Raw genomic sequence first — 10,603 nt, 5'->3', positions numbered from 1 at the left:
TAACTGCTACGGCCTATTTGCCTAATCTTTTTTTCTAAAAAAACAGGCTTTGTTAGAAATCTGAAAGCCCCTAGTAGAGATCCAGAGATTGTTGGACCATCTGGTGGAGTTCTTTTGCCAGTTCTTTGGGACCGGTGGTGTTGGAAGTGATGGTCTCAAAAACGAGTAAAAATCCATTATGAATCCCTTCCCAACGAGCATAAAGTTGGGAATCGGGGAGTAAAAAAACAAGAACACTGCATTTTTTGGATCCCCAGACAAAATAGGATACATCTGGGTTTTGGACTTCGTCTTTATAGAAATAAGGAAACTGGGATTGGTTTTCTCTGTCGGTGGAAGATAACCTGAGCCACTGGATTTTTCCAGCCGAATCCAAACGGATTTCATAACTATTTCCCGTTCCAAAAATAGAGCCAGATTTAAGGAGTTCAAAGTTTTCTTTTGCCACCCAAACTGCATGGTAGGTAAGTCGCAGCTCTTTTGTTAGGTGGTACTTTTTGATTTCCTCCCCATGGAGATTCGGTTGGGTAGATTCTTGTTTTTTTTCTGATGGGGTTTCCTTTACTGACTGACAAGCGGTCATCAGGGTTAGGAAAAGAATAGAAATCAATTTAATGTCCCACTTCATATTCATCTCCTAAATAGTTTTGAAATAGATACCCATCTTTTGTTTTCTTTTGTAAATAGTCAGGTGAGAGAAGGACTTTTCCACCACCACCCGTGAGGTCTTTTACATAATTGGGGATCGTGATTCCTGAATGGAATCCCCGTAGTTTTCGATAGATTTCGATCCCTCTTTCAATGGGGACAACAAAGTCGGAACTTCCAAACACTTCATCACATTGGTGGAGGTAATAGGGTTTGATTCCTATAGAGATTAATTTGTAATTGAGTTCCGCCAAAACTTTTTCATCATCATTGATCCCAGAAAGTAAAACCGTTTGGTTAAAAACGGATACATGCCCCTTTTTGATAAGTCGCATAACATACGTTTTTGTTTCATTTGTAATTTCCTTGGGGTGATTGAAATGAGTGACCATATACAAAGGAAAGTATTTTGCAAAAACACTGCAAAGATTTTCGGTGAGCCGCATGGGCATAGTGACTGGGTGGCGGGAATGAATTCGCACTTGGTTGAGATGAGGTATAGATTTTAATTCACCGAGCAGGTAATCAATCGAAGAGTCGGAAAGGGTGAGTGGGTCGCCACCAGACAAAATGATCTCTCGTAGTTCTTCATGAGTTCGAAAGTATTCGAGAGCTTTTTCCCATTCCTGTCGGTTCGGGGTTTCTTCGGGGTCTGAAACTTTTCGTTTCCTTGTGCAAAACCGGCAATACACAGCACAAACATGAGAAATATACCAAATGGCACGATCGGGATATCGATGGGTCACACCTTTGACTGGCATGTATCGTTCTTCTGCCAGGGGATCTTCTACTTCATTGGGTTTTTTGGTAAGTTCGCCGGCTCTGGGGATGATTTGTTTGCGAATGGGACAGTTCGGATTTTCTTTATCGATCCTCTCCAAATAGTAAGGAGTGACGGCAAAACTAAATTCCTCTAGTGCAGGCGCAAAACTCTCCCTCTCTTCGGGTGTCAGAGTCAGTTTTTCTTCCAAATCCTTAATCGTAGTGATTCGGTTTTGTAATTGCCATTTCCAATCCGACCAGGTCATCGCTTATGACCATACTTCGGTTGACACAGGGCCAAGTCCCTCGGATTTTGTTTACGAGTAACGAAATTATGAACTTAGGCATTACAGAAGTAAAAAAAGGAATGATTCTCAAGATTGACAATGAGCTTTATTCCGTCGTCAAAACAGAGTTTGTGAATCCTGGAAAGGGTTCTGCATTCATCCGTACCAAACTTAAAAATATTGTCCGCGATTCTTCTATTGAAAGAACCTTCAAAGCTGCAGAAAAACTGGAAAGTGTGGATTTAGAACGCCGCAAAATGCAGTATTGTTATGCTGATGGTGACCAAATCATTTTTATGGATATCAACGATTACGAACAGATCCCGGTTTCTAAAGATTATGTGGAAGACATCCTTCCTTTTATGAAAGAAGAAACAGCTGTGGAAGTCTCGTTTTACAATGACAAACCGATTGGTGTCACACCTCCTAACTTTGCTGTGTTGGAAGTTACCTATGCAGAAGATGGTTTGAAAGGGGACACAACGGGCCTTGCACTCAAACGTGTGACTGTCGAAACTGGAGGAGAAGTCCAAGTCCCTATTTTTATCAGACAAGGGGACACAGTCAAAATTGACCTTCGCGATTTGAGTTATGTGGAGCGAGTCAACAAATAGATTTGGAGTCTCAAACGTCCCTACAGGAACTTACCAAACTCTCTCATACCTATTATGAAAGGCAGTGGATGTATGCCACTGCTGGAAATCTCTCCTGTCGTGCGGGAGATGTTTTTTGGATCACTGCTTCTGGAAAACACAAGGGAGAACTTAACGAAAAAGACTTTGTTTGTGTTTCTGTTGGCGACGGGTCTTTGGTCTCCGCAAGGGAGGGATTAAAACCCTCAGCAGAAACTAGCATCCATCAGGTGGTCTATTCACAGATTTCAGATTCGGGTGCTGCCCTTCATGTCCATACTTTGGATTCCAACTTACTCGAGTTTGGTGTTGGCAAAGAAGAGGGATTTCGCGATTTTCCTCTCCCTCCGATCGAAATCATCAAGGCTTTTGGAATTTGGGATGAAAAACCAAATTTGACCTTCCCTGTTTTTTACAACCATACTCATGTTCCGACAATTGCTTCGGAAATCAAACGTTACATAGAAACCAAAGGAAAACCTCAGGTTCCTTTTTTACTCATCGAAGGACATGGTCCTACGGTTTGGGGAAAAACGGTGGCTGAGGCCAATAAACATTTGGAAGCAGTCCACTTTCTTTTGCAAGTGATGGCTAGGCGGATATGAAGGACAGGACCCATGTGTATATTTTTGGAATTGGTTCCGGAATTGGACAAGGGCTCCACAAACGTTTTTTAGAGGACAACTCTGTATCCCTATTTGGGTTTTCGAGAAAGGGGGAAGAGATTCTTGAATCTTTCACAAAAGCAGAAAAAGGAACTTTTTCCTTTGATGCCACAAATCACAAAGACTTGCGAACGTTTGAGATTTCCCTTTCTGATAAATACGGATCAAAAAGAAACCCCGACCAACCTTCATTAAGAGAAACGGATCTTTATGTTTACTTTGCTTTGGGAGATGGCCTTTTTGGGCCCATTGATTTACTGAAAAAGAAAGATCTAGAAGCACATTTTCTATTGAATGTACAAGCTCTTCTATTGATTTCAAAAGCCTTTTCTCCCTATCTGCCTTTTTTTCAGAATACAACTTTCGTTTTTTTAGGCTCTACGGCTGGGAAACAGGGATTTCCAGATTCTGCGGCCTATTGTGCCTCCAAACATGCCGTTCTCGGAATCGCTCGGGCGCTCAGGGAAGAGTGGAAACCCTTGGGAACCAAGGTGGTGCATGTCAGTCTTGGGGCCGTGGCGACTGAAATTTGGGACACGAGGCCCCAGTTTGACAAGAATGATATGGTTTCTATTTCGGACATTTCCGAGTATTTGTGGAGTATTTCCCACTTGCCTAAATCTATCTTTGTAGATGACTTATCCATTACCCCAAAAAAAGGAATCTTATAGTTTCCATGGAATTCAAGGAATCGATTGTGTTCGTGACCGGTGGCAGTGGCGGAATTGGAAGGGAAATCGTTCGAACCCTTGTCCTTGCGGGTTTTTCTGTCTGGAACCTGGACAAAGTCCGGCCAACTTCCCCCATCCTCCAAGAGACCTATAGAGAAATCGATCTGGCGGAAACTCCTTTTGTTGTGGAGAGGAGCCTTTCCAAAATCATCCAAGAAAGTTCTGAGGCCGGGGATTTTTATGGGTTTGTCCACAACGCTGGATTTGGTGGTCCTTACCACCCGATCACCGAAGTTTCTGTAGAAGAATGGGAGTCCATTTTCCGCGTTAATTTAAATACTTTGTTCCTTCTCTCCAAATTACTCCTTCCTATTTTCAAAACCCAAAGTTTTGGACGAATTGTCGCCATTGCTTCTTCTTTATCCATTGTAGGTTCTGCAAACTCTGTGGCTTATTCCTCCTCCAAACATGGGTTAGTTGGATTTATCCGTTCCATAGCAGATGAATGGGGGAAGTATGGAATCACGGCCAACGCAGTGAGCCCAGGTTTTGTTGATACCAATATGGGAATTCAAGAAGACCAAGTATCCGACCATAAGACAAAAATCACAGAGAGGACTCCCGTTAGGCGAATCGCAGAACCTTCCGAAATTGCTCGTGTCGTCAATTTCCTCCTTCAGAAAGAATCCGGATACATATCTGGATCAAATTGGACTGTTGATGGCGGACTCACTGCCATTTAAAGTATGAGAATATCACCTCCGCACGATCATTTTTTACAACTGACAACCAAAGAGACGTTAGGTAGGTCTTCAGGGATCATCCTACAAAAAGAAGCTTTGTCTATTATGAAAACAGTGGAGGTCCAAAGTTCTCGTGAAAACATTGAAGCAGGACATTTATTTCGCCCGACAGATTCCAATTTTGAAAAACTAAAAATGGATCGTGAAACTGCTTTGGATGCATTGTGGCAACTCATTGATTATGGACTAACCACGCAACTTTTTGAAATTAAATTTGATGCCGATGTGGGGGAGTTACGTTTTGTACCCTTTCTTGTGGGACTTCCTGGGGGAATGCCTTTAGAAGAACCTTATAAATTGCTTATCTCAAGATCTACCGAACATCTATTCCAATACATACAAGCCAAACGTATTTTAACAGAAGATACATGGCGTACTGTCCTTAACAAACTTGCAGACATTGATTATAAAGAAGAGAAGGGAACAGGTGATGAGTTAGATCGGTTGTTGGAACCAAAACAGTTCCCCTTACAACCGTCAGCGGAAATGTTAAAACGATCTCGTGGACTCATGATTGATGAATTGGAAGCCGACCCGCGAATCATTGTGTTACCCCATGTAGGGTTCTATTCTTTACCAGAGTCGGAAGCTGCTAGTTTTTTGCATATTGCCAATGAGTATTTGATGACCAAAGTGGAACCTTTGGCAAAAGCATTTGATACCGAAATTCGATTGGCTTTTGATCGGATCCATTCAACGACACCTGTAAGTGGGAATACCGAACCTAGCGAAATTGATTTAATCCGTTCAAAAATTGATATGTTGTATGGATTTAAAGAGATTCTGAAAGAAAACGGTTTTTATCCTTTAATTCATAATTTGCGAAAAGTGGCTGAGATGGCGGCCAAATATGCAGAACTTGAAAAAAAACGAGAAGTGGACCGACTTCTTAAAGTTTATATGAAGATGTTGGATAGCCAGTTTGACTTTGATTCTAGACTTCTTCGAATTAATTTGGAAAAAGACAACGAACATGATACCATCATCGTTGATCTTTTGAGAAAAAATCCAAAAGTTCTTTCCGCAGAATGGCATGACCAAGATGCAAAAATTGCCATCTTTGTGAATAACAACCAAAACAATATCAAAGACATTAACCACTTAATCTTTCAAAATTATAGGTTCACAACAGAACATATTTTGTATTTGAAGGCCATCATTGAATTAAATGAAAAAGAACTAAAACCTATTTTTAAAGATGATGAGTTTGTAAAAACATACGGTAAAAATCTCCAGTCTGTTTATTTTAAATACATCCCTTGGTTTTATAAACTTTTTTACTTTTTAGGTGTCACTCCTGTCGTTAATTCTGGTTATGCGAAAGCAAAATCGATACTTACATACTCGCAGATGGACCGCCAATTTTTGTATCAAAAACGTAGGGAAAATTTCTTTAAAAAGAAACTTAGAGAAAGAGAAGAACGACTTGAAAAGGAGAAAAAACAACAACTAAAAAGAGCTCTTGTTTCGGCCCTCAGCGATGCTTATTTTCAAAAGAACTGTTTGCCTTCTGTAGATTGGCTCGGCTCTAACTTTCCTGCATTTTCTGCAGAGACTTTAGAAAAAATGATCCCAGATTTTGCTTTTGTATCCACAACAGGAAAAACAGTAAAACCAAATTCTGTCATTTTATTTCCAAATTCCCCTGAATTTGATTCGCTTAACAAACGTTTGAAGGACCTTTTTAATCAGTGGACAAGGGGAGAAATAGATCCGCCTGTAGAAGATCCAGAGTTACTTGTCCAGATTCGTGGTTTGATTTAGAATTAATACCAACGTTTGATTCTAAAATAAAGTAACATCAAAATTCCTAAAAAACCCATGGCTCCGAGAGCTGTGATAAACCCATACTCCCATTCGAGAGTGGGCATATGACGGAAGTTCATCCCATAAATCCCAGCCACAAGAGACATGGGTAACATGATGGCAGTCATGATGGTGAGGATCTTCATAATTTCATTGGTTTTACGGGTGGAAATGGCAATATGGGCTTCGAGAGCTGAGGATATAGATTCGATATTACTATCCACTTGTTCTAAGATACGAAGAGAATGGTCTCTTACATCTCGAAAGAATGCATCGGCCTCATCACTAAAAAAACTATTTTTGATTTTTTCTAAATCTTCCAAAACTTCTTTATTTTGAAGCATTCCTTTTTTGATCGATAGAAGACTTGATCTCAAACTATAAACATTACTGATGTCTAAAGACTTTGCATTCCCAAAAATTTGTTCTTCAAAATGTTCAATCCTCTCTTCTATTTTCTGAGTGATAGCAAGTGTATGGTCTGTTTCTATATCCAAAATTTTGTGAACAATAAATTCATATCCGCGAGCCAAAATTTTATTATTCACCTTCCACTGGTCGATGATGTCACCAATACTATCACGGTAGTCAAGTGTTAGAGAGATGATCTGGTTTGGTGTTAGGATGAAGTTAAAGTTTTTTTGTGTGAGTTGGTTCCTCTCAAAATGGAAACCACGAAAAACAAAAAATATATAATTGGGGAAAATCTCTAGTTTGATCCGGCTATTGGGGTTTAGAATGTCCTCAATGGTTAGTTGGTGGATATCATGTTTTTGAAAGAGAAACATCAGTTTTTCTTCATTCTCTGCTGTGATGTGGATCCAATGTTTGGGATGTCTGTGGGAGAGAGGGAGAGGCCTGTCGAGAAGCACTTCATCTTTACTGGATGGAGTTAAAATATAATTAAAAAGAGCTGGCATTTACACAATATTCCTTAGGAAAAATTCTCGTAGTTCTTTTCTGTCATCAGAGGTGTCTTCTGCTATCACAAATTTTCTTGTTTTGTAATACCCAGAAGCGGTAATCATAGATTCTTTGATTTTCCCAGCACGGGAGAGGATGAGGTGGAATTTTTCACCAGACCCTAGATTTTTCTCCAATTTCTGCAGGGAATTTGTGGTGGCTCGTTTCCCATTGATGGCAAGGATTTCATCATCTAACATCAAATCAAAGGAGTCCATGTCGGATTTATGAAGGAGTTTTTGGATGTAAAGGTTCCCATTTTTTTCCTTTGTTTTGAATCCGGTGTCACCGACCAAATCGGTTTGAATTCTTTGGATTCCGATGATATCTAAATAATAGTCCACAGGGATTGGTTTTGGATATTCTAGGTATTGATTGAACTCTGTTTTAAGATCTACTCCCGTTACATCCTTTACTGTATCAAAAAACTCTTGTTTGGTGAACCCTCTATTTTTTGTTTTAACAAATATTTCGTTTAAACTTTGGAACACATGACGAATTGTTTTTTTCTCTTTTGATTCTTTGAGTAAAAATAAATTCATACATAAGGCAATAACGCCACCTTTGGTATAATAAGAGACTGTGATATTATGACTGTTTCCATTTCTTTTATAATATTTGGTCCAAGCAGTAAAAGAGGATTCTTCTAAACTCATCCAAAAATCAGCTTCATTGTCTTCCAAAGAAAAAATATCCGATTGGAGTTTGGATAAGTATTCTTCTTTGGAGAGAAATCCGGAGTGGTAGAGAAAGTAGGCATCATAAAAACTGGTGAATCCTTCTGCAATCCACAATTCGCGTGTTAGGTTAGGTTTTTGGTAGTCAAAGGGACCAAGAGCGATGGGCCTGATCCGTTTGATATTCCAAAGATGAAAGTATTCATGGGATAAAAGTTCGAGTAACTTTTTATACTCTTCCTCATCATAAATCAGTTCTGGATTGAAATAATTGATGCTAGAAGCTCTATGTTCTAGCCCACCATAAGCAGGCAAACTCAAATTGAGAACAAATAAGTAGTAGGGATTGGGTGAGTCCATCATCCATTCAATTTGTGTTTCAGTAATTCGTTTTAGATCTAATGCTAACTTTGTTTTAAAATCAAAAGTTACATCTCCTTCCACAAGTAATTCATGTTTGGTGGTTCCTGCTGTAAAAAATACAGAATTTTGTTTGCTTAGGTGGAATGGGGAATCGAATAGTTCATCAAAATTTTCTGCTAAAAACAAATGATTGTCTTCTTCGCTACGTGTTAAACTCGAATATACAAAAGGAAAATGATTGGATACTTGGAACTGAATCTTGGAAGATTGTTCTAGTTTCCCTTCCGGGTATAAAAACAAAGCAGGGGAATTGATAAACCCAAACTCTGTTTCTAAATAATTTGTCCTTACAGTAAAGTCTTCAAAGGCATAAATGATATAGGAAATATCGAATTCGGAGGGTAAATTTTTTAATTTCCAACGGTGTAGGTCCACCATTTCCCAAGGAACTGTTTCTCCTGTTTTCGAGTTTTTTACTTCGAACTTATGTAGGTGGGTTCCGTAGTCCCGGATCATGTAAGAACCTGGGGTCCAACTGGGCAAACAAAAAGTCATCTCCGATTGGTCTGTTTTGACCCGGAGCCTAACGTGGAAGTAATGTTTGAAGAGATCAAAAATAGAAACTTCGAAATCCAACTGGAGCGAGTTAGACTGTTCGGCCCTGTCTAATGTTTTTTCCTCTTGTTCTTTTGCCATGGTTACGCTATCTTCTTTTATTTTTAGTTTTGATCAAATGTTTTCTTGACGTTTTTTCTTTCTAGTACTAGAAAAGGCATAGCTAAGGTATGAGCAAAGGAGGTGGTCTAATTGGATAGTAGTTGTTACAACAAAAGATTTTTGACTCGCGAGGTGGCTGGGCAATAACGCCTCTAGCTTTGTTGCAAAACCGACCAGACACAGTCTTTCCAAGTTCCAAACGGGTGGTCTCCTTTGGGCTTATGCAGTCGCTTGGAAAGACTCCACGTATTACTTTCTTCTCTGGCATTTCCGTACCATTGTGTATCGTCTTTGTTAATACTCATTGAAAGTGGCAATCTGATGTTTCATTAATCCACGTATAGGTTGAATTTTAATAAAATCTCTCGTAACTTAGAACTAATTCCTGTCATGCGAAGTGAATTGACGCCACGTATGTTCCCGATGGTTCTGATAAAACTTGCGAACCATTGGAAATGCTTATGATCTCTCGGAGTAAATTGAAAGGTTTTCTCAACTCATTTCTAAAAGGTTCCTAGTTTTTCTGGATATTGACTTACTCCTAAAAGATTCCCATCAATGTCCAAAAAGTATGCGGTGTAATCAGTTCGGTTTTGAATCGTAACATGGTTTAAAAACTGGATCCATTCGGATCGATCACTTTCTGAAAAAGAAAAAACAAGAGCACGCGGGGACTGTTTTCTCCTTCTCTAACATAAGAATGACTGGACCGAACCCAATCCAAACGGAACGGACCTCTCCTGATTCATAATAGAATTCCTGAATTTTTTACGCCACGTATAGGAATTTGAAGGTAAAATCTGGCTAAATGGGAAGGATGGGGCGTACCTATGGCAATATGGTGGATCATTTTTTTGTTTTCAAATCCCTTTCTAAAAAAGAAGCTATCATGAAATCTATGTATCGGAGTTTTTCATGAAAAAATCCCTCATTTTGGCGCTCGCTCTCGGGCTTTTCTTGGCTAATTGTAAATCTAAAGTGTATACCCAAGAAGAGTGTGAGTCTGCTCTCGCTAGCACGTTCACTCAAATCGAAGAAGAAGCTAAAAAGAAATCCAGACGGCAGCACCAGTTCTCGCAGGATTACAACAAGGTAAACAAAAAATGATCGATCAGTGTATGGAAGGAAAATTTGATCCTAACTGTTTGAAAAATGCACCAGGTTTAGCTGGCATTATGGGTTGTGTAAAAAAATAACGCCACGTATAGATCCTACCGGGGATGTACATTCCCGGTTTTTGTTTCACTCTCTAAACTTTCAAAACCCCCAGGTTCTGCATAACAGCCGTGAGTCCGATAAGGACCATCTTCAAAAAACCGAATTTCCTGCGCATATCGTTTCCCTTCTCTTAAACATTGTTTGCAGATAAAAGGCCGAATGGCCCAGTCTTCGCATTCTTCTGGCCGAAAACTTGGGAACACTCGCAAAAAAGGTTTGGATAGTTCCTCTGCAGGCTCTGCCCAAAGGACAAAACCAAAAAACACAAAGGTTCCCAAAGTCAAAGTTAGTTTCATTCAATAAAACTATCGGGATTTTTTGCTTTTTTCAAGATGGACTTGTGAGAGAAAAATTAAGTACAGAATGGAAAGGGGTCGTACTTGTTACTTGT

The 10,603-nt window shown here is 39.6% G+C and carries 12 protein-coding genes; 7 read left to right on the top strand and 5 right to left on the bottom strand.

The features are described from left to right. Positions 1-70: 70 nt before the first annotated feature. On the bottom strand, positions 71-628 hold the full coding sequence (locus LEP1GSC199_RS16395) for a hypothetical protein (protein ID WP_002987784.1): 558 nt from the start codon (positions 626-628) through the stop codon (positions 71-73). Continuing rightward, the gene (locus LEP1GSC199_RS16390; RefSeq protein WP_002987781.1) at positions 612-1,676 is read right to left on the bottom strand and encodes a KamA family radical SAM protein; all 1,065 of its coding nucleotides are present in this window, start codon (positions 1,674-1,676) and stop codon (positions 612-614) included. Before LEP1GSC199_RS16390 ends, LEP1GSC199_RS16395 begins: the two co-directional genes overlap by 17 nt. Positions 1,677-1,744: 68 nt before the next feature. On the opposite strand from LEP1GSC199_RS16390, the gene efp reads away from it, so the two are divergent. The 5 genes from efp to LEP1GSC199_RS16365 are packed head-to-tail and all read left to right on the top strand — an operon-like array spanning position 1,745 to position 6,232. Next, a complete protein-coding gene (gene efp, locus LEP1GSC199_RS16385; protein WP_039927167.1) occupies positions 1,745-2,311 on the top strand; it encodes an elongation factor P in 567 nt (188 codons plus the stop codon). Positions 2,312-2,313: 2 nt separating this feature from the next. Then, positions 2,314-2,934 carry a methylthioribulose 1-phosphate dehydratase gene (gene mtnB, locus LEP1GSC199_RS16380; protein ID WP_002987797.1) on the top strand — a complete coding sequence of 207 codons (621 nt, stop codon included), beginning with the start codon at positions 2,314-2,316 and terminating at the stop codon, positions 2,932-2,934. Next, positions 2,931-3,665, top strand: a complete 735-nt coding sequence (locus LEP1GSC199_RS16375; protein ID WP_039927165.1) for an SDR family oxidoreductase — start codon at positions 2,931-2,933, stop codon at positions 3,663-3,665. The genes mtnB and LEP1GSC199_RS16375 overlap by 4 nt, the downstream gene beginning before the upstream one ends. A gap of 5 nt (positions 3,666-3,670) precedes the next feature. Continuing rightward, complete coding sequence (locus LEP1GSC199_RS16370; RefSeq protein WP_002987776.1) at positions 3,671-4,408, top strand: SDR family NAD(P)-dependent oxidoreductase; 738 nt, start codon at positions 3,671-3,673, stop codon at positions 4,406-4,408. A 3-nt stretch (positions 4,409-4,411) separates the two neighbouring features. After that, entirely contained in the window at positions 4,412-6,232 is a 1,821-nt protein-coding gene (locus LEP1GSC199_RS16365; protein WP_002987794.1) for a hypothetical protein, read from the top strand. A gap of 2 nt (positions 6,233-6,234) precedes the next feature. Here the strand turns inward: LEP1GSC199_RS16365 and LEP1GSC199_RS16360 are convergent, their stop codons facing one another. Continuing rightward, entirely contained in the window at positions 6,235-7,194 is a 960-nt protein-coding gene (locus LEP1GSC199_RS16360) for a magnesium transporter CorA family protein (protein ID WP_002987792.1), read from the bottom strand. Then, entirely contained in the window at positions 7,195-8,973 is a 1,779-nt protein-coding gene (locus LEP1GSC199_RS16355) for a M61 family metallopeptidase (protein WP_002987800.1), read from the bottom strand. A 936-nt stretch (positions 8,974-9,909) separates the two neighbouring features. On the opposite strand from LEP1GSC199_RS16355, the gene LEP1GSC199_RS16350 reads away from it, so the two are divergent. Both LEP1GSC199_RS16350 and LEP1GSC199_RS22090 read left to right on the top strand, forming a co-directional pair. Then, positions 9,910-10,101 carry a TIGR04454 family lipoprotein gene (locus LEP1GSC199_RS16350; protein WP_002987778.1) on the top strand — a complete coding sequence of 64 codons (192 nt, stop codon included), beginning with the start codon at positions 9,910-9,912 and terminating at the stop codon, positions 10,099-10,101. Beyond that, the gene (locus LEP1GSC199_RS22090; RefSeq protein ID WP_332307941.1) at positions 10,098-10,190 is read left to right on the top strand and encodes a TIGR04454 family lipoprotein; all 93 of its coding nucleotides are present in this window, start codon (positions 10,098-10,100) and stop codon (positions 10,188-10,190) included. Before LEP1GSC199_RS16350 ends, LEP1GSC199_RS22090 begins: the two co-directional genes overlap by 4 nt. Before the next feature lie 15 nt (positions 10,191-10,205). Here the strand turns inward: LEP1GSC199_RS22090 and LEP1GSC199_RS16345 are convergent, their stop codons facing one another. After that, positions 10,206-10,508 (bottom strand): hypothetical protein, encoded by a 303-nt coding sequence (locus LEP1GSC199_RS16345; protein ID WP_002987789.1) that lies wholly within the window; start codon positions 10,506-10,508, stop codon positions 10,206-10,208. Positions 10,509-10,603 lie beyond the last annotated feature (95 nt).

The organism is Leptospira vanthielii serovar Holland str. Waz Holland = ATCC 700522 (assembly GCF_000332455.1).
GTDB lineage: Bacteria > Spirochaetota > Leptospiria > Leptospirales > Leptospiraceae > Leptospira_A > Leptospira_A vanthielii.
Note: the sequence above shows the minus strand (reverse complement) of the source record. Positions and strands in the feature narration are given on the sequence as shown.